26 protein-coding genes and 1 pseudogene are annotated in these 21,697 nt (G+C 72.9%); 9 read left to right on the forward strand and 18 right to left on the reverse strand.

The window, feature by feature from the left end:
- Window positions 1-77: 77 nt before the first annotated feature.
- The 3 genes from ABZ479_RS05185 to ABZ479_RS05195 form a co-directional block, all read right to left on the reverse strand.
- The gene (locus tag ABZ479_RS05185) at window positions 78-416 is read right to left on the reverse strand and encodes an ArsR/SmtB family transcription factor (protein WP_500460004.1); all 339 of its coding nucleotides are present in this window, start codon (window positions 414-416) and stop codon (window positions 78-80) included.
- Between the two features lie 99 nt (window positions 417-515).
- On the reverse strand, window positions 516-974 hold the full coding sequence (locus tag ABZ479_RS05190; protein WP_500460006.1) for a hypothetical protein: 459 nt from the start codon (window positions 972-974) through the stop codon (window positions 516-518).
- Window positions 975-1,085: 111 nt separating this feature from the next.
- The gene (locus tag ABZ479_RS05195) at window positions 1,086-1,757 is read right to left on the reverse strand and encodes an ABC transporter ATP-binding protein (RefSeq protein WP_500460216.1); all 672 of its coding nucleotides are present in this window, start codon (window positions 1,755-1,757) and stop codon (window positions 1,086-1,088) included.
- 191 nt (window positions 1,758-1,948) lie between these two features.
- Here ABZ479_RS05195 and ABZ479_RS05200 point away from each other — a divergent pair, with 191 nt between their 5' ends.
- Entirely contained in the window at window positions 1,949-2,734 is a 786-nt protein-coding gene (locus ABZ479_RS05200; protein ID WP_500460007.1) for a GNAT family N-acetyltransferase, read from the forward strand.
- Window positions 2,735-2,773: 39 nt separating this feature from the next.
- Here the strand turns inward: ABZ479_RS05200 and ABZ479_RS05205 are convergent, their stop codons facing one another.
- The 3 genes from ABZ479_RS05205 to ABZ479_RS05215 are packed head-to-tail and all read right to left on the reverse strand — an operon-like array spanning window position 2,774 to window position 4,344.
- Window positions 2,774-3,169 carry a VOC family protein gene (locus ABZ479_RS05205; protein ID WP_500460008.1) on the reverse strand — a complete coding sequence of 132 codons (396 nt, stop codon included), beginning with the start codon at window positions 3,167-3,169 and terminating at the stop codon, window positions 2,774-2,776.
- Between the two features lie 54 nt (window positions 3,170-3,223).
- Window positions 3,224-3,748 carry a GNAT family N-acetyltransferase gene (locus ABZ479_RS05210; protein WP_500460218.1) on the reverse strand — a complete coding sequence of 175 codons (525 nt, stop codon included), beginning with the start codon at window positions 3,746-3,748 and terminating at the stop codon, window positions 3,224-3,226.
- 17 nt (window positions 3,749-3,765) lie between these two features.
- Entirely contained in the window at window positions 3,766-4,344 is a 579-nt protein-coding gene (locus ABZ479_RS05215) for a helix-turn-helix domain-containing protein (protein WP_500460009.1), read from the reverse strand.
- 244 nt (window positions 4,345-4,588) lie between these two features.
- Between ABZ479_RS05215 and ABZ479_RS05220 the strand changes: the two genes are divergently transcribed.
- Window positions 4,589-5,617 (forward strand): Gfo/Idh/MocA family protein, encoded by a 1,029-nt coding sequence (locus ABZ479_RS05220; protein ID WP_500460011.1) that lies wholly within the window; start codon window positions 4,589-4,591, stop codon window positions 5,615-5,617.
- Window positions 5,618-6,091: 474 nt separating this feature from the next.
- Here ABZ479_RS05220 and ABZ479_RS05225 read toward each other — a convergent pair whose 3' ends face one another.
- The 5 genes and pseudogenes from ABZ479_RS05225 to ABZ479_RS05245 all read right to left on the reverse strand — a co-directional run bounded on the left by ABZ479_RS05225 (window position 6,092) and on the right by ABZ479_RS05245 (window position 11,261).
- Window positions 6,092-7,618: a glutamate synthase subunit beta gene (locus tag ABZ479_RS05225; RefSeq protein ID WP_500460219.1), complete on the reverse strand. Its 1,527-nt coding sequence runs from the start codon at window positions 7,616-7,618 to the stop codon at window positions 6,092-6,094.
- A gap of 137 nt (window positions 7,619-7,755) precedes the next feature.
- Window positions 7,756-9,492, reverse strand: a complete 1,737-nt coding sequence (locus ABZ479_RS05230; RefSeq protein WP_500460012.1) for an MFS transporter — start codon at window positions 9,490-9,492, stop codon at window positions 7,756-7,758.
- 31 nt (window positions 9,493-9,523) lie between these two features.
- Window positions 9,524-10,003 carry a MarR family winged helix-turn-helix transcriptional regulator gene (locus tag ABZ479_RS05235; protein WP_500460014.1) on the reverse strand — a complete coding sequence of 160 codons (480 nt, stop codon included), beginning with the start codon at window positions 10,001-10,003 and terminating at the stop codon, window positions 9,524-9,526.
- Between the two features lie 119 nt (window positions 10,004-10,122).
- Window positions 10,123-10,454: pseudogene (locus ABZ479_RS05240) on the reverse strand (ISL3 family transposase); the annotation flags it as partial.
- Window positions 10,455-10,466: 12 nt separating this feature from the next.
- Window positions 10,467-11,261: an alpha/beta fold hydrolase gene (locus ABZ479_RS05245; RefSeq protein ID WP_500460015.1), complete on the reverse strand. Its 795-nt coding sequence runs from the start codon at window positions 11,259-11,261 to the stop codon at window positions 10,467-10,469.
- Window positions 11,262-11,338: 77 nt separating this feature from the next.
- Here ABZ479_RS05245 and ABZ479_RS05250 point away from each other — a divergent pair, with 77 nt between their 5' ends.
- Entirely contained in the window at window positions 11,339-11,701 is a 363-nt protein-coding gene (locus ABZ479_RS05250) for a MerR family transcriptional regulator (RefSeq protein WP_500460016.1), read from the forward strand.
- Between the two features lie 115 nt (window positions 11,702-11,816).
- Here ABZ479_RS05250 and aceE read toward each other — a convergent pair whose 3' ends face one another.
- The 4 genes from aceE to ABZ479_RS05270 all read right to left on the reverse strand — a co-directional run bounded on the left by aceE (window position 11,817) and on the right by ABZ479_RS05270 (window position 16,440).
- The gene (aceE, locus tag ABZ479_RS05255) at window positions 11,817-14,492 is read right to left on the reverse strand and encodes a pyruvate dehydrogenase (acetyl-transferring), homodimeric type (RefSeq protein ID WP_500460017.1); all 2,676 of its coding nucleotides are present in this window, start codon (window positions 14,490-14,492) and stop codon (window positions 11,817-11,819) included.
- A gap of 135 nt (window positions 14,493-14,627) precedes the next feature.
- Entirely contained in the window at window positions 14,628-15,254 is a 627-nt protein-coding gene (locus tag ABZ479_RS05260; RefSeq protein ID WP_499609895.1) for a GntR family transcriptional regulator, read from the reverse strand.
- Between the two features lie 92 nt (window positions 15,255-15,346).
- Window positions 15,347-15,499, reverse strand: a complete 153-nt coding sequence (locus tag ABZ479_RS05265; protein ID WP_500460019.1) for a hypothetical protein — start codon at window positions 15,497-15,499, stop codon at window positions 15,347-15,349.
- 140 nt (window positions 15,500-15,639) lie between these two features.
- The gene (locus ABZ479_RS05270) at window positions 15,640-16,440 is read right to left on the reverse strand and encodes an exodeoxyribonuclease III (protein ID WP_500460020.1); all 801 of its coding nucleotides are present in this window, start codon (window positions 16,438-16,440) and stop codon (window positions 15,640-15,642) included.
- A gap of 71 nt (window positions 16,441-16,511) precedes the next feature.
- Here ABZ479_RS05270 and ABZ479_RS05275 point away from each other — a divergent pair, with 71 nt between their 5' ends.
- Genes ABZ479_RS05275 through ABZ479_RS05285 form a run of 3 tightly spaced genes read left to right on the forward strand, consistent with a single transcriptional unit; the run spans window position 16,512 to window position 17,800 of the window.
- Window positions 16,512-17,012, forward strand: coding sequence for a GNAT family N-acetyltransferase (locus ABZ479_RS05275; RefSeq protein ID WP_499609886.1), 501 nt, complete (start codon window positions 16,512-16,514; stop codon window positions 17,010-17,012).
- Window positions 17,013-17,021: 9 nt separating this feature from the next.
- The gene (locus ABZ479_RS05280; RefSeq protein WP_500460022.1) at window positions 17,022-17,408 is read left to right on the forward strand and encodes a PPOX class F420-dependent oxidoreductase; all 387 of its coding nucleotides are present in this window, start codon (window positions 17,022-17,024) and stop codon (window positions 17,406-17,408) included.
- Window positions 17,405-17,800, forward strand: a complete 396-nt coding sequence (locus ABZ479_RS05285) for a (2Fe-2S) ferredoxin domain-containing protein (protein ID WP_500460023.1) — start codon at window positions 17,405-17,407, stop codon at window positions 17,798-17,800. The genes ABZ479_RS05280 and ABZ479_RS05285 overlap by 4 nt, the downstream gene beginning before the upstream one ends.
- Before the next feature lie 178 nt (window positions 17,801-17,978).
- Here the strand turns inward: ABZ479_RS05285 and ABZ479_RS05290 are convergent, their stop codons facing one another.
- Entirely contained in the window at window positions 17,979-18,149 is a 171-nt protein-coding gene (locus tag ABZ479_RS05290; RefSeq protein WP_018560806.1) for a hypothetical protein, read from the reverse strand.
- A 291-nt stretch (window positions 18,150-18,440) separates the two neighbouring features.
- Complete coding sequence (locus ABZ479_RS05295; RefSeq protein WP_500460024.1) at window positions 18,441-18,875, reverse strand: ATP-binding protein; 435 nt, start codon at window positions 18,873-18,875, stop codon at window positions 18,441-18,443.
- 125 nt (window positions 18,876-19,000) lie between these two features.
- Here ABZ479_RS05295 and ABZ479_RS05300 point away from each other — a divergent pair, with 125 nt between their 5' ends.
- The 3 genes from ABZ479_RS05300 (at window position 19,001) to ABZ479_RS05310 (ending at window position 20,457) form a co-directional block, all read left to right on the forward strand.
- Window positions 19,001-19,864 (forward strand): Sco1979 family transcriptional regulator, encoded by an 864-nt coding sequence (locus ABZ479_RS05300; RefSeq protein WP_500460025.1) that lies wholly within the window; start codon window positions 19,001-19,003, stop codon window positions 19,862-19,864.
- Between the two features lie 5 nt (window positions 19,865-19,869).
- Window positions 19,870-20,109 (forward strand): DUF397 domain-containing protein, encoded by a 240-nt coding sequence (locus tag ABZ479_RS05305; protein ID WP_499609870.1) that lies wholly within the window; start codon window positions 19,870-19,872, stop codon window positions 20,107-20,109.
- Window positions 20,110-20,217: 108 nt separating this feature from the next.
- Window positions 20,218-20,457 (forward strand): hypothetical protein, encoded by a 240-nt coding sequence (locus tag ABZ479_RS05310; protein ID WP_018560802.1) that lies wholly within the window; start codon window positions 20,218-20,220, stop codon window positions 20,455-20,457.
- Between the two features lie 27 nt (window positions 20,458-20,484).
- Here ABZ479_RS05310 and ABZ479_RS05315 read toward each other — a convergent pair whose 3' ends face one another.
- Entirely contained in the window at window positions 20,485-21,627 is a 1,143-nt protein-coding gene (locus tag ABZ479_RS05315) for a glutathione-independent formaldehyde dehydrogenase (protein WP_500460026.1), read from the reverse strand.
- Window positions 21,628-21,697: the final 70 nt, after the last annotated feature.

The following is a 21,697-nucleotide window of genomic DNA, read 5'->3' on the forward strand; positions in this document are numbered from 1 at the left end:
GACGTCCGCGCACACAGATTAGTACGGCGAACACACGCGGTGACCACGCTGTGCACCGACAACGACGGTGCCCGGTCCTACGACTCGTCCACGGAGACCTCGCCGACGTCCTCGGCGTCGGCCGCCGCGAGCAGCGCCCGGGTCAGGTCGGGGAACCGTTCGTCCAGCTCGGCGCGACGCAGCGTGACGTAGCAGCGCGTCCCCTCCTGGCGGGTCCGGGTGATGCCGGCCTCGCGCAGGATCTTCAGGTGGTGGCTCAACGTGGACTTGGCGACCGGTGCCCGCAACTGGCCCCACCCGCGTTCCCTGCCGTCGGCGAGCACGCGCACGATGCCGATCCGCGTCGGATCGCTCAGCGCGGCGAGGACGCGGGGCAGGCTCATCTCGCCCGCCTCGTGGGAATGCTGGTCCGCCATACGGTCACGATAACCCGAACGTTCGAAGAATGTGGAACCCCGGACCGCCGGGAGGCCCGCATCACACCGGTCACCGTCCCGCCCCCGCCCGGGCGCCCGTCAGGGCCGGCGCGCCCGGTACAGTCCGCGGCCCGCCCGGTCGACACGCGAGGCGCCCACGAGGCGGTCCAGTGTGCTGCGGACGGCGTTGATGCTGCCGCTGTCGCCGTCACGGCCGAGGGCGGCGGCGACGTCACGGGCGCGTACCTCGGCGTCGCCGGCCCGCTCGAAGAACTCCACGATCTGCTCGGTGAGCCTCCCGTACGTCCGGTCCGCGCCAACGGTGAGGGCCGCGGGGTCCGCGGGAACGGGGGCGGCGGCGGGGGCGGGCGCGTGCCCCGAGGGGTGGATGACCGCCTGGAGCGCGCCGAGCGCCCGCTGCACCGAACCCAGGTGTGCGACGACCGCGGCGAGCTCCCGTTCCAGGGCCTGCCGCTGTGCCTCGAGGCGGATCAGGTCGTCCTGGAGGCTCTCCGCGGTGTGTTCGACGCTCCGCGCCTTCCGGGTCACCGACGCCATGCGATCCCCCTCGACTCCGCGCGCTCCGTGTTCACACGGACCGGCACCTTTCACATCCCAATTTACGCGCGGAGGGACGGGATGTCCGCACTTTTCGAGGGCGGTGGCGGGTCAGTCGGTGGTGAGGATGTGGCCGTCGCGGAGTTCGAGGACGCGGTCGGCGAGGGCGAGGAGCTGGGGGTCGTGGGTGGCGACGAGGGCGGTGACGCCTTCGCTGTGGACGACGGCGCGCAGGAGTTCCATGACGGCGCGGCCGGTGTCGGCGTCGAGCTGGCCGGTGGGTTCGTCGGCGATGATCAGGGCGGGGCGGTTGGCCAGGGCGCGGGCGATGGCGACGCGTTGCTGCTGGCCGCCGGACATCTCGCCGGGGCGCTGGCCGGCGTGGCCTTCGAGGCCGACCAGGGAGAGCAGGAGGGCGACGCGTTCCTCGCGTTCGCGGCGGGGGGTGTTGCGCAGGCGCAGGGGGACGCCGACGTTCTCGGCGGCGGTGAGGATGGGCAGCAGGCCGAAGGACTGGAAGACGAAGCCCATGCGGTCGCGGCGCAGGGCGAGCAGTTCGCGTTCGCCCAGGCCGTCCAGGGCGGTTCCGTCGACGGTGACGCGGCCGGCGTCGGCGCGGTCCAGGCCGCCGATGATGTTGAGCAGGGTGGTCTTGCCCGAGCCCGAGCGGCCCTTGAGCGCCACCAGTTCCCCGCGGGCCACGGAGAACGACACCCCGCCCAGGGCGTGCACCGCGGTGTCCCCGGCGCCGAAGGTGCGCACCAGGTCCTCGACCACGACCATCGCCTCGGAGGCCGCCCCGTCGCCCGCCGGGCCCTCACGCCGTTCCAGCAGTCCCTCACTCATGCCGGTCAGCATAATGGGGGGTCCCCGCCTGCGAGGAAGGGCTTTCGCACGCGGGTGCGGAAGCCCCGGCGCCTGACACGTGTGACAGCGTGCTCGCGCGCGGGACGGCGGCAGGCGAAGGAGACGCGTTGAGCACGGCGAGCACGACCGGTACGGCGAGCACGGAGGCACTGGCGGCGGTCACCGCCAACTTCCGCCAGTATCTGATGGGCTGGGGCGGGACCCGGCGCGAAGACGGCGGCCTCGACCGCTACCGCAGCGGTCTCGCCACGCCGCAGTTCAACGGCGTGGTCCGGATACGGTCCCTGGAGGCGCTCGACGGGGCGGTGGCCACCGCGCGCACCGAACTCGCGGGCGTCCCCTGGTGGTGGTGGGCCGGCCCCGACAGCCCCGAGGGCACTTCCGCCGCCCTGGCCCGGCACGGCGCGGTCCCGCTCGGCGCCCTGCCCCTGATGGTGCGGCCCGTCGACCACGCACCGGCCCCCCAGGACCCACCGGCCGGCCTGCGCGTCGAGGCGGTCGCGAGCCCCGACCGGCTGGCCGGGCTGGTCGGCACGTACCGCACCTCCATGGGCATCGCCGGCGAACTCGAGTCCGGGCTCGTACGGTCCGAGGCCGAACGCGCCGACAACGCGGACATCGTGCGCCTCGCCGCCGTGCTGGACGGTGACGTCGTCGGGACCACGGTGGTGATCACGGCGCACGGCGTGGCCGGCATCTTCCTCGTGCACGTCGCCGAGTCCCACCGCCGTCGCGGCATCGGCGCCGCACTGACCACGGCCGCCCTCCGCGTCGCCCACGAGCGCGGCACCGGCCTCGCCGCCCTCCTCGCCAGCCCGGCCGGCGAGCCCCTCTACCGCCGCTTCGGTTTCACGACGGTCGCCGAGTACCGGCTGTTCGCCCTGCCCGACTGACCCCCGGCGCGGACAGGGCCCAGGATCCGGCGCCGGTCCTCAAGCGGACGGTGCCAGGCTCCGCAGGACGTCGAACTCGTTGCCCTCGGGGTCGGCCATGACCACCCAGCTCCGGCCGGGGCCCTGGCCCACGTCCACCTTCGTGGCGCCGAGGGCGAGGAGCCTGGCCACCTCGTCGTCGGTACTGCCGTCGACCGGGCTGACGTCCAGGTGGAGCCGGTTCTTCACGGCCTTGTCCTCGGGGACCCGGATGAACACCAGGGTGGGCGGCATCTGGCGGGCCCGGACCTCCTCGGCGGTCGGCACCCAGGAGCCGATCTCGACCTTGTCCCCGCCCCGGTCGATGACCTCGAAGTCCAGTACCGCGCACCAGAAGGCCGCGAGGCGCTCCGGATCGCGGCAGTCGACGGTCAACTCGGTGAACCTGCTGGTCATTTCTCCCCCAAGCGGTGCGGACGGGTGCTCAGCCTAGGGGGTCGTCACGACGGGTCACGCGGACGCCGGCGCCTTGAAGAAGAAGGTCGTCGGCCTGAGCACGCCCGCGGGGTCGGCTGCGTGGCCGGGAACGGTGCCGTAGGGGGTCCAGCCGGCGGCGCGGTAGAGGCGTTCCGCGGGGCTGTCCGTCTCGGTGTCGAGCAGCAGAAGCGCCGCGCCCGCGGCCGCCGCGGCGTGTTCGGCGGTGGTGAGGAGGGCGCGGCCGAGGCCGAGGCCGCGGGCGCGGCGGTGGACCATGAGCTTGAGCACCTCGGCGCGGTGGCCGCCGTTGGGCTTCGCCTCGCGGGCGAGGCTGACGGTGCCGGTGACGCCGGCGGCGTCGCGGGCGGCCCAGACGACAAGGTTGCCGGACGCGACGGCGCGGGCGCGGGTGCGCCACCAGGCGGCCGCCTCGGCGTGGGTGAAGGGGGCCAGGAAGCCGAGGGAGGCGCCGCCCTCGACGGCGTCCACCAGGAGGGCGGCGAGGCCGTCGACGGCGTCCGGGAAGGCCGCGGCGGACAGCGGGTCGATGGTGGGCACGGGGGCGGGGGCGTCCTTCACGGCAGTACGACCACCACGGCGTACCGCGCGCGATCCGGGCCGGGGCAGCGGAAGCGGGAGGCGCCCCAGAGGTGGTAGCGGAGGCAGTCGCCGGGGGCCAGGCGGTGTGCCCGGTCCTGGACGGTGACCTCGAGCGTGCCCTCGCGCAGCCACACGTGGTGCTCGAGCCCGGCGACGGGCGGGCCCTCGTACGCGATGTCCGCGCCGGGGTCCAGCACGCCCTCGACGATCTCGGCGCGCAGCCCCGGCTGCGGTGGGGAGACGGAGCGCCGCTCGAAGCCGGAGGGGGCGTCGGTCCAGACACGCTGGTCCGCGGCGCGTACGAGCTGGGCGGGCGCGCTGCCGCTCTCGACCTCGGCCAGCAGCCGCGACATGGTGCGTTCGTACGCGGTGCACAGGCGCCCGAGCAGGGCGGCCGTGGGGCTGATCTCGGCGCGTTCGAGGCGGGAGAGCGTCGAGCGGCTGATTCCGGTGCGCGTGGCGAGCTCGTCCAGGGACCAGCCGCGTTCGTCGCGCAGCTCGGCGAGGCGTGCGGCCAGGCGCGCGTCGACCGATGCGGGATCGATGTCTCTCACATCCGGGACGATATCCCGGATACGGGACGCCGTCGAGCGGGAGCCGGTCCTCCGCCCGCGACGGCGCCCCGGACCCTACCCCTGCCCCTACCCCTGCCCAGGCCCTTGCCCGGGGCCGTCACGGGCCGTTCGCCCGCGCCGTGTACCGTCGCCGACGGGGTCGAGGCCGGATGGATCGGGCCGAGGCCTGCAGGTTGTCCCTCGGGGACCACCGTCCCGTACGCATGGAAGAGGTACGCACCGCATGACCACCGAACCGTTGCGCATCGGCGTGCTCGGCGCCGCCCGTATCGCCGGGGCCGCCATCGCCGGCCCGGCCCGCACCACCGGCCACCGCCTCGTCGCCGTGGCCGCCCGCGACCGCTCCCGGGCTGCGGACTTCGCGGCCGAGCACGGCGTGGAGCGCGTGCTGGACACGTACGCCGACGTCATCGCCGACCCCGAGGTCGAGGCCGTCTACAACCCGCTCGCCAACGGCCTCCACGGTCCTTGGAACCTGGCCGCCATCGCCGCGGGCAAGCACGTGCTCAGCGAGAAGCCCTCCGCGAGCAACCTCGAGGAGGCCGTCGAGGTGCGCGACGCGGCCGCCAAGGCGGGCGTGGTCGTCATGGAGGCGTTCCACTACCTCTACCACCCGGTCGCCCGCCGCATGATCGAGCTGCTGGAGTCCGGGGAGCTCGGCGAGCTGCGGCACGTGGAGACCGTGGTCAACATCCCCGCCCCCGCGGCCGAGGACCCGCGCTGGTCGCTGCCGCTGGCCGGCGGCGCCATGATGGACCTCGGCTGCTACTCCCTCCACGCGGTCCGCGCCCTGGCCCCGTTGGCCGGCGGCGCCCCGCGCCTGGTGGCGGCGCGCGGCGGCGAGCGCGCCGTGGCGCCCGGCGTGGACGAGTGGCTGGACGCGGACCTGGAGTACCCGGGCGGCGCCACTGCCTCGGCCCGCTGCCACATGGACTCCGAGGCCCTCGAGATGACCTGGCGCATCGTGGGCAGCCGGGGCGAGGCCACCGCGCCCTGCTTCGTGCTGCCGCACAACGACGACCGGGTCGTCGTCCGCACTCCGGACGGCGAGCGGACCGAGGAGCTCGGCAGCCGCCCGTCGTACGCCTACCAGCTCGAGGCGTTCGCGGCGACCCTGCGCGACGGCGCGCCGCTTCCGACGGACGCCGACGACGCCGTCGAGACGATGCGCATGATCGACGACTGCTACCGCGCGGCGGGCTTCGAGCCCCGTCCGCGTTCCGCCGCCGTCACGCCGCCGGCGGCCGGCTGACCGGCCGCCCGCGTCGATGGGGCTCCGGCCGGATCGCCGTATCCGGCATGGAGCCGCGTCCGCGTTCCGCCGCCGCCGGTCACCTGCCGGCGGCGGACGGGCGGCGCACCCCGGCGGAGAACGGGGACGGTCACCTGCCCTGACTCCGTGCGGGGTTCGCGTCCGCGGCCACGCTGCCCGGCGTGGGAGTGATCGGCGACCGGTGCCTGCGCCGGGCGGCCCCCTGCGATCGACCGGACGCGTCGTCCGCGACGCGGACCTCTGCCGTCCCGGTGGCGAGGTGGGTGACGCGGACGGTGTGCCCTGGCCGGGTCACCGGCCCTGGCGTCGTGCCGCGTCCATGTCGCCGCCGTCGGGCGACCGCCGGGTAGCCGGCGTGTTCGGTGTCGGCAAGCCCGCGCCGCTGGCGAACCGCTGACCGCCGCGGGCGGCGCGTCCGGGCCGAGTAGCGGGCCGAGGCTCCCGTGGCCGTCGTCAGGCGACCAAGGGCCGGGTCGTCGGTGTGATGGGGGCGGGCAGGCACGTGCTGCCGGTGAGCCATCGGTCGACCGCCGCCGCGGCCGAGCGGCCCTCGGCGATCGCCCAGACGATCAGCGACTGACCGCGGCCCGCGTCGCCCGCGACGAAGACCTTCTCCACCCCGGTGGCGAAGCAGGCGTCGCGGACGAGGTGGCCGCGCCGGTCGAGTTCCAGGCCGAGCCGGTTCACCAGCCCGCAGTCGCGTTCGACCCCCGAGAACCCCAGGGCCAGCAGCACCAACTGGGCCGGGATGACGCGTTCGGTGCCCCGCTGCGGGTGGCGGTGCCGCGGCTCGACCCCGACCAGGTGCAGTGACCGTACGTGCCCCTCGGCGTCGCCCTCGAAGCGGAAGGTCGAGGCGGAGAACACCCGGATGTCGCCCTCCGGGCCGGGCAGCGGCACGCCGCCGTGCTCCGCCGGGTCCCAGACGCCCCGCCGGGCCAGTTCGCGGGCCTCCTCGTGGGCGGGGGAGACCCGGTAGACGTGCGGGTACACCGGCCACGGCTGGTGTTCGGGGCGGCACTCGCCCGGCAGCGGGTTGATGTCGAGCTGCACGACGGAGGCCGCGTGCTGCCGCAGCACCGTGCCCAGGCAGTCGGCGCCGGTGTCGCCGCCGCCGACGATGACGACGTCCTTGCCCTCGGCGCTGACCGGCGACTCGGCCAGGTCCCCCTCCTGGACCCGGTTCGCCAGCGACAGGTACTCCATCGCCTGGTGGATGCCCGCCAGTTCCCGTCCGGGCACCGGCAGCTCGCGCCAGGCCGTGGCGCCCACCGCCAGCAGCACCGCGTCGTGCTCGGCGACGACCCGCTCGGCGTCGAGGTCCGCCCCCACCTCGACCTCGGTGCGGAAGAGCGTGCCCTCGGCGCGCATCTGCGACAGGCGCCGGTCCAGATGGTGCTTCTCCATCTTGAACTCCGGTATGCCGTAGCGCAGGAGCCCGCCGAGCCGGTCCGCCCGCTCGTAGACGGTCACCGTGTGGCCGACCCGGGTGAGCTGCTGGGCGGCGGCGAGTCCGGCGGGCCCCGAGCCGACCACCGCGATGCTGAGGCCGGAGCGCCGCTCGGGGGGACGGGGGCGGGCGAGGCCTTCCTCCCACGCGCGGTCGGCGATGGCGACCTCGACGTCCTTGATCGTGACGGGGTCGGCGTTGATCGTCAGGACGCAGGCGCTCTCGCAGGGCGCCGGGCACAGCCGGCCGGTGAACTCGGGGAAGTTGTTGGTGGCGTGCAGCCGTTCCGCGGCGGCGGCCCAGTCCTCGCGGTACACCAGGTCGTTCCAGTCGGGGATCATGTTCCCCAGCGGGCAGGCCTCGTGGCAGAACGGGATGCCGCAGTCCATGCACCGGCCGGCCTGTGCGGAGACGATCGGCAGCAGGCTCTGGCCGGCGTAGACCTCGTGCCAGTCCTCCACACGTTCGCAGACGGTGCGGCGCGCCTGGGTGCGGCGGGGGGTGGTGAGAAAGCCCTTGGGATCGGCCATGGCCGCCTCCGGCGCCGCCGTCACGATCATGGGGTGTCACGGTGACCGCGTCCCCCGGCACATGGCACCGTCTGGCCACCATACGTCGGGTTCGTCGTTATTTCGACGGCGCGGTCACCGTGCTCTCCCACCGTGTCTCAGGCCGCGGCCCCCAGTTCCGCCGAGCGCGGGTTGATCAGTACGACGTCGCAGGTCGCGTGCCGCATCAGGGCCTGTCCGGCACTCGCGTCCAGCAGCGCCGACAGCCCGCCGTGGGTGGGCGCCCCGACGACGATGGCGCGGGCCCCGGTGCGCTCCGCGTGTTCGGCGACGAGACGGCCCACCTCCCCGTGGCCGGTGGCGTTCCGCAGCACGTGGCCGACGGCCGGGATGCCGAGGGCGGCGAGCCGGTCCAGGTGCTTGCGGACGGCGGTCCGGGCGGCCTCCAGGTCCTCCGCGACGGCGGCCGCGTCACCCGCGACGGCGGACTCCTCGGCGTGGACGACGTGCACCGTACGGCCGTTGATCGTCGCGAGGCGGCCGGCCGCCTCGGTGACCCGCTCGGCGTTCGCGGAGCCGTCCACGGCGGCGACGATGGCACCGCGGCCCGTGTCGCCGGACACCACGGCGTCGTGCTCGACCGGCACCAGCGACGGGACGGCACCGGCCCCGGGCGCAGGCTCCGCCGTGGCGTCGACCTGCTCGGCCTGGACCTTCTCGGCCTCGTTGAGCAGCCCGTGCGCCGTGGAGAGGATGACGATGCCCAGCACGAGCGCCCCGGCGCCGATGTAGAACGGCACGTGGATGCCGAACGCCTCGACCAGCTTGCCCGCGGCGAACGGCGCCAGACCGCCGCCGATGAAGCGGACGAAGCCGTAGGCGGCGGAGGCGACGGCACGGTCGACCGGCGCGACGGTCATGACCGCCTGGGTGGTGACCGTGTTGTTCACACCGATGAAGACGCCGGCGACGATCACGCAGACGATCAGCACGGTCCGCTCGTTGGTCCAGATCGCGATGGCCAGCACCGTGAGGGCGAACAGCGCGAGGTTGGCGTAGAGCGTCCGCGCGATGCCCAGCCGGGCCTGCAGGCGCGGGGCACCGAAGACGGCGAAGACCGCGACGAGGGCGCCCCAGCCGGTGAAGACCAGGCCGAGCTGGATCGCGCCGAGCCCCATCGGGAAGGGCGCGTAGCCGAGCACGGTGAAGAACGCCCAGTTGTAGCAGAGGGCGGTGAGCGACATCGTCAGCAGGCCGCGGTGGCGCAGCGCGCGCAGCGGCTCGCTCAGCCCGGTCTTGCGGGCCGGCAGCGGGATCGGCTCCACGAGGACGACGGTGGCGACCAGGGCGATGGCCATCAGCACGGCGACGCCGTAGAACGGGCCGCGCCAGCTCACGTTGCCCAGCACTCCGCCGAGCAGCGGGCCCACGGCGATGCCGACGCCCAGCGCGGTCTCGTAGAGGATGATCGCGCCCACGAAGCCGCCGCTGGCGCTGGCCACGATCACCGCCAGCGAGGTGGCGATGAACAGGGCGTTGCCGATGCCCCAGCCCGCGCGGAAGCCGACGATGCCGCCGATGCTCCCCGAGGTGCCGGCCAGGGCCGCGAACACCACGATCAGGGCGAGGCCCGCGATCAGCGTCCGCTTGGCCCCGATCCGGCTGGAGACCCAGTTGGTGATGAGCATGGCGACCGCGGTCACCACGAGGTAGCTGGTGAACAGCAGCGTCACCTGGCTGGGAGTGGCGTCCAGTTGATCCGATATCGCGGGCAGGATCGGGTCGACCAGCCCGATCCCCATGAACGAGACCACACAGGCGAAGGCGACCGCGAACACGGCCTTCGGCTGTTTGAAAGGATTCACGGAACGGGACGATTGCGCGTGCGCGGTCATGTGGCTGCTCCGACGTAGAACCGATGCCTGATCAATTGCTCCGCTGGGCGGGGCGCGACGGGGCCGGGGGTTGCCCCAGCCGGGTCAGTGCCTCGACGGCCGGCAGTGCGGCCACGAGGGCCGACCGCTCGTCCGGGCTCAGCTGTTGCAGCAACTCCCCGAGCCGCTCGGCACGCACGGCGCGGCGCCGGGCGATGGCCTCCCGGCCCGCGTCGGTGATGTGGACGAGCACCACGCGCCCGTCCGCCGGGTCCGCCGCGCGACCGGCCAGGCCCGCGTCGGCCAGCCGTGACACCACCTGGGTCATCGCCGGCTGCGTGACGCCCTCCAGAGCGGCCAGTTCGGTCAGCCGGAGCGGTCCGGACTGCTCCAGCGTGGACAGCGTGGCCACGGTGGTCAGGGACAGCTCGCTCGGCTGGCTGAGCCTGCGCAGCATGCGGTAGAGCCGCTCGAGTGCCCGCGCCACGTCGACGGCGTGGCCGTGGTCCAGGTCGTCACCGGGAAGATGCATAAGACACTTATATCACTGCCTTATGTATCTGGGGAGGGGCGTCCCCGGGGCGTGTCCCTGGGGCCCGTCGTAGCACGGGAGGCGCGAAGCGGAACTGGAGAGCTGTTCCCATCGGCCGCGGTGACGCGCGCGCACTGTGCCGCCGCCTTGGTGGTGTCGTGGCGCCACACGTGTCCGCGGCCGGTGCACCGGTAGCGGCGGACGGTCACCTCAGGGTCGTGGGTCGCCGGCCCAGCGGCTCGTGGGCCAGCTGCCGAGTGACAGTGTCGCGCGGAACGCCTTCGCAGCCGCAGCGGCGGCACCACTGATCGGCGTCGACGACCCGGCGCGCCAGGATGGCGCGACCAGGTTCGAGTTGTTGCCCGACGACTTCGAGGCCGAGCTCGTCGAGGCAGCAGAACCCGGTGAGGTCAGGGCCGGCGAACTCGGCGCCAAGGGTCGTGCCGCGCACGTCGAGAGACCCTCACGACATCCTCCTGAGCCAGTCGGCGAAGAGCGCGCGTGTGATGGCTGGTTGGTCGAGGTGCGCGTTGTGACCGGCACGGTCGAGGGCGACGTAGGTCATCCGAGGGTAGGTCGTCAGTAGGTCGAACTGGTCGTGGTACCCGACGGCGTCGTCTTGGCGGCCGGTGATCACCAGTGCCGGGCGCTCGAACGTTCGGAACCTTTGTTCAGGGGCAACTGTGAGGTCGAACGACTGGCGGAGTCGCTGCGCGAAAGCCCGGTCGTAGGTGGCCAGGCCGGGTGCGACGTATCGATTGAAGTCGGCCCAGGCTGTCGCGGTGTGTTCAATCGCGGTCTCGGTGAACTCGGCGACCACCTCCGGGTCCTGCGCGGTGAGGTCAAGGTCCGACTCGACGTCATGGAACGTACGGTGGACGCCTCGCCGGCGGTGTTCTCGTGGCGTCACGACCGGGGCGATCAAGGCCAGCCCCAGGACCCGGTCGCCGAACCGCGCGACCAGGTCTCGTGCGATCTGTCCACCGAAGGAGTTCCCACAGACCGCGAACGGGACGTCCCCGAGCAGCCGATCGACCGTGTCGGCGACGGCGGCCGCGACGGCATCGGCCGTCGCAGCGATGGAGCCGGCCGGCGTACGCCCGTGCCCGGGAAGGTCCAGATAGATCCGGCGCCACCGAGGATGGTCGGTGAACGCGGACTCGAACGGCAGCAGTAGGTGATGGTCCACGGTGTAACCGTGGATGAAGATCAGCGGCGTTCCGTCGCCGTACTCGACTCCGTGCAGTTGGTGGCTCATACGCTGCAGCATGCAGGGTTGTCACTAGTGGCAAGGTCAACTCCGTGCCCACGATCCGCCCCAGAGACAATGGCGTCATGTTGATCGGGGAATTCGCTTCACACGCTGGTACGACAGCTCGGATGCTGCGTCACTACGAGGACACCGGGCTTCTCCTGCCAACTGGGCGTGACGCCAACGGGTACCGGGTGTACGCACAAGAGCAGCTGCCTCGGGCGCGGCAGATCCAGGCACTGCTGGCCTCGGGCCTGCCGGCAACGCTTGCGCGTCAACTACTGGACGCACTGACCGACAACGACGGCATCTATCCCGAGCATGTCGACCCGGCAACGGTGACCGCCGTCGAAAGCGAGTGGGAACGCATGTGCCGATGCGTCGACTGCATGGCCGCCCGCCGCGACGCGCTCCGCGTCTACCTCGACCAACTGAAGACGGAGTGAGCGGCGAAGTACACGTCGACCACGCGGGCGGGAACGGCGCAGGGCCGGGCGCGCCTGTGGCGGCGCGCCCGGCCCTCGTGGCCCCACCCGGGGCGGGGTGGGAGTTCGGAGCGGCTCAGAGGCCGTAGCGTTCCCGGGCCTCCTGGACGGTCTCCCGCTTCACCTCTCCGCGGCCGGCCAGCGCGGCCAGCGCGGCGACGACCACCGACCGGGGGTCCACGCCGAAGTGGCGGCGGGCCGCCTCACGGGTGTCCGACAGGCCGAAGCCGTCGGTCCCGATCGAGTGCCAGTCCTGCGGCACCCACTGGCTGATCTGGTCCGGCACCGCGCGCATCCAGTCGCTGACCGCCAGGACCGGGCCCGGGGCGCCCTCCAGCACGCGCGTGACGTGGGGGAGCGGTGCGTCCTCCCCGCGCAGCCGGGCCGCGTCGTACTCCAGGCCGCCGCGCCGCAGCTCGCTCCACGAGGTCGCCGACCACACGTCCGCCGCCACGCCCCACTCCGCGGCCAGCAACTGCTGCGCCTCCAGGGCCCAGTGGATCGCCGTGCCGGAGGCCATCAGCTGCAGCCGCGGCGCGTCGGCGGACAGCCCCGCGGCGTCGGCGGCGCGGAAGCGGTACAGGCCCTTGACGATGCCTTCCTCGACGCCCGGCTCCGCCGGCATGGCCGGCTGGATCTTGGGCTCGTTGTAGACCGTCAGGTAGTAGAAGACGTCCTCCGCGTCGGGGCCGTACATGCGCCGCAGGCCCTCGCGGACGATGACGCCGATCTCGTAGCCGAACGCCGGGTCGTACGAGAGCGCCGCCGGGTTGGTGGACGCGATCAGGTGCGAGTGGCCGTCGGCGTGCTGCAGGCCCTCGCCCGTCATCGTCGTACGGCCCGCGGTCGCCCCGACCAGGAAGCCGCGGCCGAGCTGGTCGGCCAGGGCCCACATCTGGTCGGCGGTCCGCTGCCAGCCGAACATCGAGTAGAAGATGTAGAACGGGATCATCGGCTCGCCGTGCGTGGCGTACGAGGTCGACGCGGCGGTGAAGGAGGCCATCGAACCGGCCTCGGTGATGCCCTCGTTGAGGATCTGCCCGTTCTCCGCCTCCTTGTAGTACAGGAGCATGTCGCGGTCGACCGGGTCGTAGGTCTGGCCGAGCGGCGAGTAGATGCCGGCGCTCGGGAAGAGCGACTCCATGCCGAAGGTGCGCGCCTCGTCGGGGACGATCGGCACCCAGCGGCGGCCGCTCTCCTTCTCCCGCATGAGGTCCTTCAGCAGCCGGACCAGGGCCATCGTGGTCGCGATCTCCTGGCCGCCGGAGCCCTTGGCCAGCGCGTCGAAGGGCTTCGCGGACGGCTCGGGGAGCGCCACGGCGTGCACCCGGCGGGCCGGCGCGGGGCCGCCGAGCTCCGCGCGGCGCTCCTGCAGGTAGCGGACCTCGGGGGAGTCCGGGCCGGGGTGGGCGTACGGCACCAGGTCGCCGGAGAGCGCGCTGTCCGGGATGGGCAGCTCCAGCAGGTCCCGCATGGTGCGGAACTCGGGGACCGTGAGCTTCTTCATCTGGTGGTTGGCGTTGCGCGACTCGAAGCCGCGGCCCAGCGTCCAGCCCTTGACGGTCTGCGCGAGGACGACGGTCGGCGCGCCCTTGTGCGTGGTGGCCGCGCGGTAGGCGGCGTACACCTTGCGCGGCTCGTGGCCGCCGCGGGAGGTGTGGAAGCACTCGGTGATCCTGGCGTCGGTCAGCAGCTTCGCCATCTCGGCCAGCGCCGGGTCGGCGCCGAAGAAGTGCTCCCGGATGTAGGCGGCGTCGCGGGTCGCGTACGTCTGGAACTGCCCGTCGGGGACCTCGCGCAGCCGCCGCACGAGCGCGCCGGTGGTGTCGAGGGCGAACAGCTCGTCCCAGGCGCTGCCCCACAGCGACTTGACGACGTTCCATCCGGCGGCGCGGAACTTCGCCTCCAGTTCCTGGACGATCTTGAAGTTGGCGCGTACCGGGCCGTCGAGACGCTGCAGGTTGCAGTTGATCACGAAGGTGAGGTTGTCCAGCCCCTCGCGGCCGGCGAGGCCGAGGGCGGCGGTCGACTCGGGCTCGTCCATCTCGCCGTCGCCGAGGAAGGCCCATACGTGCGAGCCGGAGACGTCCTTGATGCCGCGGTGGGTCAGGTAGCGGTTGAAGCGCGCCTGCTGGATCGCGGCGAGCGGGCCGAGGCCCATCGACACGGTCGGGAACTCCCACAGCCAGGGCAGTCGCCGCGGGTGCGGGTAGGAGGGCAGGCCGTCGCCGCCGGCCTCCTGGCGGAAGTTGTCCAGCTGCCGTTCGGTGAGCCGGCCGTCGAGGAAGGCGCGGGCGTAGATGCCGGGGGAGGCGTGGCCCTGGACGTACAGCTGGTCGCCGGAGCCGTCGCCCTCCTTGCCGCGGAAGAAGTGGTTGAAGCCCGTCTCGTACAGCCAGGCCGCGGAGGCGAAGGTGGCGATGTGGCCGCCCAGGCCCAGGCGGCTGCCGCGGGTCACCATGGCGGCGGCGTTCCAGCGGTTCCATCCGGCGATGAGCCGCTCCATCTCCGGGTCACCGGGGAGTTCTGGCTCCGCGGCGGTCGGGATGGTGTTGATGTGCTCGGTCTCCAGCAGCGAGGGCACCGACAGTCCGGACGCCTGCGCGTGGTCGAAGGTGCGGCGCATCAGGTAGGCCGCGCGCTCCGGACCGGCGGCACGGCTGACCGCGTCGAGGGAGGCGGCCCATTCACCGGTCTCCTCGGGGTCGGGGTCCGGCAGGTGGCCGAGTGCGCTCAGCGTGGCGTCGGTCATGGTGAACGCCTTCCAGATGGTTCCGTGCGGGCAGGGTGTCCCCGTCTCTCACAGGGTAAGTCTGATCGATGATCGATCAAATACCCTGTGACGAGGGTCACACGTAAGGGGAACTCCGGTGCCTCCGGGGCGGCGTCAGCCGCCCTGTGGGGCACAGCCGAGCACGTGCTCCTTGACCAGCTCGCCGACCCGCGGATCTTCCCTGCGGAAGGCCTCCACCACCGCCTGGTGCTCCTCCGCGTACAGCCGCTGCCGGGTGCCCAGCCAGCGGATGGACAGCGCCGTCCACACCTCGATGCCCAGCGACTCCCAGGTGTGCAGCAGCACGCTGTTGCCCGAGGCGCGCACCAGCTCGCGGTGGAACGCCACGGTGTGCCGCACCTGCGCCCCGGCGTCGCCCGCCGCGTCCGCCTCCTGCAGCAGGGCGACCTCGGCCTCCAGCGCGGACAGGTCCTGCCGCAGGCGCGGCGCGGCCAGCTCCGCGGCGATCTGCTCCAGGCCGGCCCGCACCGGGTAGATCTCCTCCAGGTCCGCGGCGGTCAGCCGGCGCACCCGCACGCCCTTGTTGGGGGCCGACTCGATGAGCCGCATGACCTCCAGCTCGCGCAGTGCCTCCCGGACCGGCGTCTGGCTGACCTCGAGCTCGGTGGCGATGCCCCGCTCGACGATCCGCTCCCCGGGCTTCCAGCGGCCGCTGACGATGCCGTCCACGATGAACTCGCGAATCTGCTCGCGCAGAGAGCGGACGACGGGCGGCGCCATGGTTACTCCTCGGGAAAACGGCAGCTGACTAGACGATACGGCGACGGCGGCCCCGGCGGTCCCGGACGGTGGCACCGGGTGTCGCGGCGGCCTCAGGCGAGGACGACCTCCACACCGCCCTCACCCAGCACCTCCAGGACCACGCCGAACCGGCTGTCCGGCTCCCCCGGGTCGTTCGGCGTCGTCCCGAGGGCCCGCCGGGCGACGGCAGAGTCCCGCCACACCAGGGTGCAGGGCGTGGTCACCCCGAAGCCGCCGCGCAGGAGTCGGCCAGGGCGTCGGCCGGACCGGCGGGGCGCGGCGCAGCAGTGGCCGCGCAGCCGCGTTCGACGTCCCGCGGCCACTGCCGCCCCACCGTGCTCCCCCCGGAAGAACCGTCCGCCGGCTAACCGAGATCGTAGGTGACCGTCACCGGCGCGTGGTCGGACCAGCGCTCGGGGTGGGTGTCCGCGCGCTCGACCCGGGTCTGCGATGCCCGGGCCGCGAGGCCCCGGGTGGCGACGTGCAGGTCGATGCGCCAGCCGCTGTCGTTGTCGAAGGCGCGACCGCGGTAGGACCACCACGTGTAGGGGCCCTCGCCCTCCGGGGTGAGGTGGCGTACGACGTCGGTGTACCCGGCCTCGTCGTAGACCCGGGAGAGCCAGGCCCGCTCCGTGGGCAGGAAGCCGGCGTTCTTCTGGTTGGCGCGCCAGTTCCTCAGGTCGCGCTCGGTGTGCGCGATGTTCCAGTCGCCGCAGATCAGCACCTCGCGGCCCTCGGCGGCGGCCTTCTCCCGGAGCTTGACCATGTGCTCGAGGAACGCCTCCATGAAGCGCTCCTTCTCCTCCTGCCGCTCCGTGCCCACCTCGCCGGAGGGGAGGTAGAGGCTGGCGACCGTGACGCCCGGCAGTTCGATCTCGGCGTAGCGGCCGGAGCCGTCGAACTCCTCGGAGCCGAACCCGATCCGGCTCGCGGACGGTTCCCGCCGCGAGTAGAGCGACACCCCGGCCCGCCCCTTGGCGGCCGCGGGCGCGTGGAGCACGTGCCAGCCCTCCGGGGCGCGGACCTCCTCGGGCAGCTGCGCGGCCTCGGCGCGGACCTCCTGCAGGCACACCACGTCGGCCGTGGTCGCCTCCAGCCAGGGGAGGAAGCCCTTCTTGGCCGCGGCGCGCAGCCCGTTCACGTTCACGGTGGTCACGGTGAGCATGACGGGGACGATACCGGCCGCCGGAGGGTGCCCGTACCGGGGCGTAGGCCGCACACCAGTACGATGTGCGGGTGGAGATCCGGAAGACGCGCTACGACCACCCCGACGCCGTGCAGCTGACCGCGCAGGTGCAGCAGGAGTACGTGGAGCGGTACGGGGGCCCCGACGAGACCGCGATGGACGCCGACCACTTCGACGGCCCGCAGGGCCAGTTCATGGTCGGCTACCTCGGCGACGCCCCCGTGGCCACCGGCGGCTGGCGCGGTCAGGACGCCTCCCCGGAGGGCTTCGAGGACGGCGACGCCGAGGTCAAGCGGATGTACGTGGTGCCGGACGCCCGGGGCCGCGGCTTCGCGCGCCGGATGCTCGCCGCACTGGAGGCCGGCGCCACCGCGGCGGGCCGCACCCGGATGGTGCTGGAGACGGGGCAGATGCAGCCGGAGGCGATCGCCCTGTACGCCTCCTGCGGCTACACGCCGGTGACCAAGTTCGGCCACTACAAGGACAGTCCGCTCAGCGTGTGCCTCGGCAAGTCGCTTCCCGCACCGGCCGTGGAGGCCGTTCCCGCGTAGCCTTGGTCCATGATCGAGGACAGCGCGTCCGCCCGCCTCGCGGCGGGCAAGTACCTACTGGTCACCACCTACCGGCGGGACGGCCGTACCGTGCCCACCCCGGTCTGGGTGGTCCGCGACGGCGACGCGCTCGGCGCGTGGACCGCCGCCGGCTCCGGCAAGGTCAAGCGGATCCGCAACCGCGCCGACGTGCTGGTCGGCCCGTGCGACGTGCGCGGCAACCCCACCGGGGAGCAGGTGCCCGCGCGCGCCGAGCTGCTCGGTCCCGAGGAGACCGAGCGCTACCGCTCGCTGGTCGCCCGCAAGTACGGGCTGTTCGGCCGGCTGACCCTCCTCGGCAGCCGGCTGCGCCGCGGCCGCGAGGGCACCGTGGGCGTGCGGATCACCCTCACGTGAGCGGCGGTGTGCCGCGGCAGGGCGCGTGCACGGTGAGCGTCTGCCGCGACTGCTGCTGCGGTACGGAGAAGGTCCCCGGCGTCGACCACGACGCCCAACTCGACCGGCTGCGGCGGGAACTCGCCGGGGTCTGCCGGGTGCGCGTCACCGAGTGCCTCGACGTGTGCGAACAGGCGAACGTGGTGGTCGTCCAGCCCTCGCCGGAGGGCCGCGCGGCCGGCGGGCGGCCGGTCTGGCTGGGTCTGGTCAACGACCCGGGCGCCGTCGGCGACATCGTCTCGTGGGTGCGCGCCGGGGGACCGGGCCGCGCCGCGCCGCCCGTTGTGCTGGACCTCTACGCCATGGACCCGCCCGGTGGCCGCGCCGTGGACGCGGCGGACGCGGCGCCCTGAGCGACGGCGCGGCGCCCCGGGCCGCCGGTCGTGAGGCCGAGCCCCCGCCCGGTCACGTCCGCCCGGTCACGTCCGCGCGGGACACCTCGCCCGGCCGCCCGCGGAGTTGCCGCCGGCACGGCAGGGGCCGTACGGGCTTCGTCGCCCGTACGGCCCGTGAACCGGCCGTGCCTGAGGGTCAGTCGATGCTGCGCAGGATGTGCGGCTCGTTCAGGTCGTCCTCGTAGCCGGCCAGTCGGATCGGTGCCGACCTGGCCCAGACGTCCAGGTTCCGCACCTCCCGCTGTTGTGCGGGCTGATCGTCGGGCTCCTTGGGGAGCTGGTTCCGCTTGGACTTCTCGGGTGTCACCGCGCACTCCTTCGTGTCGGGTGAGCCGGACGCCGGCCCGGCCGCTGCCGGACGCCGACCGCCCGGTCGGGCTGATGGCTGAGCGGACGCGGTGGCGCCGGTTGCGGAACCGGGCGGGGACCGCGGTGGGCGGTTCCTCCCGGGGCGGAGGCAGGGGGTGTTGGTGCGCCCCCGAAGGCCTTTCCGTCGGGAGAAGCCTATGCCCGCAGGCGGGGTGGCGGCATCCCGATACCGGCGCGCTGGGGCGACGGCCACCCGTCCCGCGTGCGCCGGCGGTACGTCACCCGGCGCTCAACCGCTGCGCCTGGCCGCCTCGGTACGGGCGCAGGAGAGGGTCGCCCACACGGCGCGACCGGTGCCGTGCGCCGGCGGGCGCACGCCCCACCCTTCGGCCAAATGGGCGACAAGGGCGAGCCCGCGGCCGCTCTCGTCGCCGTCGGCGGCCGTGCGGGACAGCGGGCCGGCCGGCTCGCGTCCCTCGTCGACGACCTCGATGTGCAGGGTGCCGCGCGCCGTCCAGAGCAGGCATGCGACGTGGTCGCTGCCGCTGTGCACCACGGCGTTGGTGAAGAGCTCGCTCACCACGAGGCCGGCGTCGTCGCCCAGCCCCGCCAGGCCCCACCGGCTCAGCGCGGAGCGCACCTGGCGGCGCGCGACGCCGACCGACGAGGGCTGCGCCGGCAGTCGGAGCCGGAAGGTGTCCCGGGCGCTGATGGCATAGAGCACACAGGCAACTATGGCCACTGCTTACACAGAAGGCAAGGGTCATTCTGCAAATTGCACAATCGCCAGTATCAGGGTGTGGGTTCCATTCGTGACATGGCACACTTCTGCCATGCGGGAGTTGCAGCATGGCTGAGACGAGGGCGAGCGGGGCGCCGACCGTCCTCCGCGTGATCCTCGGCAAGCGCCTCCACGACCTGCGGGAGAAGGCGGGTTGCTCGTACGAGCGGGCCGCGCGGGAGCTGGACGTCACCCACGCCACCGTGCGCCGGATGGAGAAGGCCGAGGTCGGCCTGCGCATCCCGTACGTGGAGAAGCTGCTGGCGCTGTACGGCGTCGACCCCGCCGAGGCGGCGACCTTCATCGACCTCGCCCGGCAGGGCAACCGTCCCGGCTGGTGGCACCGTTACCGCGACGTGCTGCCGTCCTGGTTCAGCGCCTTCGTCAGCCTGGAGGGCGAGGCGGCCATCATCCGCGCCTACGAGCCGCACTACGTCCCCGGGCTGCTGCAGACCGAGGAGTACGCGCGCGCCGTGCTGAGGGCCGGCCGTCCCGGAGCCACCGACGACGAGCTGGAGCGCCTGGTCGCGCTCCGCCGGGAGCGGCAGGCGCTGATCGCCCGGCCGGACGCCCCGCTGCTGTGGGTGGTGATGGACGAGACCGTGCTGCGCCGCCCGATCGGCGGCCCCGAGGTCATGCGCGCCCAGCTGGACCGGCTGGCCGAGGCGTGCGAGCAGCCGCAGGTCAGACTGCAGATCATGCCCTTCGACGCCGGGCCGCACCCGGCGATGTACGGGCCGTTCCACATCTTCCGGTTCCAGGTCCGCGAGCTGCCGGACGTCGTCTTCACCGAGAGCCTGGTGGGCGCCGCCTACCTGGACGACGTGGACGACGTCTCGACCTACCTCGAGGCGCTGGACCGGATGTGCGCGCAAGCCGCGCCCGCACACGGCACCGCAGCCATCCTCGATGGCATCCGCAAGGAGATCTGACACACATGGACGACCGCATATACAACGGCATGCGCGCCCGCGACCTCGGCACCGAGGGCTGGCACAAGCCGTGGAGCGGCGGCAACGGGGGAAGTTGCGTGGAGGCCATGAAGCTGGCCGACGGCAGGGTCGCACTGCGGCAGTCCACCGACCCCGAAGGGCCGGCACTCATCTACACGGACCACGAGATCAGGATGTTCATCCAGGGCGCCAAGGACGGGAAGGCCGACTTCCTGTTGTCCTGAGCCCCGGACTGACATCTTCGAGTGAACACGGCCCGCGCGGGCAACCGCGACGACCGACGGGCTGTCTCCAGCGGTAATCCGCCGGACGGACGGGACAAGGGGAGCAGCATGACCGGACAACTCGGACCGCTGTACGAACCGGGCGTGGCCTACGTGCGCATCGCCGCGGCGGACGCGGCGACCGCCCACAGGGTCGCCGACGTCATCGCCTCCCGGTATCCCGGGACCCGTCCGCCACGGGTGACCACGAACGCGGACGGGCTGGTCGAGTTCGACCTGTACACGTACACCCTGGAGGAGGTCAGCCCCTCCGGGCCGTACGACGCCCAGGGCCCGGAGAGCTGCTGACCGGGCCCCGGGCGCGTTCGTGGCGGATCAGCCCTGGCCGGGGTGGAGGACGACCTTGGTGTAGCCCTCGATCCGCTTGTCGAACTTCTCGTACGCCGACGGCGCGTCCGCCAGGGGCAGCTCGTGGGAGACCACGAAGCTCGGGCGGGCGCGGCCCTCGATGATCATGTCGCGCAGCTGCCGGTTGTAGCGCTTGACGTTGCACTGCCCGGTGCCCAGCCGCAGGCCCTTCTCGAAGAGCCGGCCGATGGCGACCAGCAGCCGCCCGCTCTTGGCCTGCTCGTCCGGGCCGCCGGGGTCGGACGGCACGTACAGGCCGGGGATGCCGAGGGCGCCGGTGGGGCGCACGGTGTCGATCAGCGAGTTCAGCACCGCCGCGGGCTCCTCGCGGCCCGCGCCGCCGGCCTGGGCCTGGTAGCCGACCGCGTCGACGCCCTTGTCGGTGCCCTCGCCCTTCGTGTGCTCCTTGATCTGGTCCACCGGGCTGCCCTTGGTGAAGTCGACCGGGATCGCCCCGATCTCCTCGGCCTTCTGCAGCCGCTCCGGCACCCGGTCCACGACGAAGACCTTGGCCGCCCCGCGCAGCATCGCCGAGTAGGCGGCCATCAGCCCGACCGGGCCGCCGCCGTACACGGAGACGCTCTCACCGGGGGAGACCTGGGCGAGTTCGCACCCGTGGTAACCGGTCGGGAAGATGTCGGCCAGGAGCACGAAGTCGGACTCGTTGGCGGTGCCCTCCGGCAGTTTCAGACAGTTGAAGTCCGCGTACGGTACGCGCACGTATTCCGCCTGACCGCCCGGCCAGGGGCCCATGGCCACATAGCCGTAAGCGCCCCCGGCGAACCCCGGATTGACCGTGAGGCAGTAACCGGTGAAACCCGCCGAGCAGTTCTTGCAGAATCCGCAGGCGACGTTGAAGGGCATGACCACGCGGTCGCCCTGCTTGAGGGTGGTGACCCCCTCGCCGACCTGGTCGATGATTCCCAGGTTCTCGTGGCCGAAGACGATGCCGGGCTCCGCGGCGGTCCGGCCCTCGTACATGTGCAGGTCGGAGCCGCAGATCGCGGTGGAGGTCACCCTGACGACGACGTCGTTGGGGTGCTGCAGGCGCGGATTGTCGACTTCTTCGACGGCTACTTCGAACGGTCCTTTGTAGACGACGGCCTTCACGTGGACACCTCCGATTGGTGTCTGATTCGTGGCTTACGTGACCTATTTCTCATGCTCCCTCCTTGGGCAC

Origin of the sequence: Streptomyces sp. NPDC005722 (assembly GCF_040630935.1) — a bacterium.
In the GTDB taxonomy this organism is placed as follows: domain Bacteria; phylum Actinomycetota; class Actinomycetes; order Streptomycetales; family Streptomycetaceae; genus Actinacidiphila.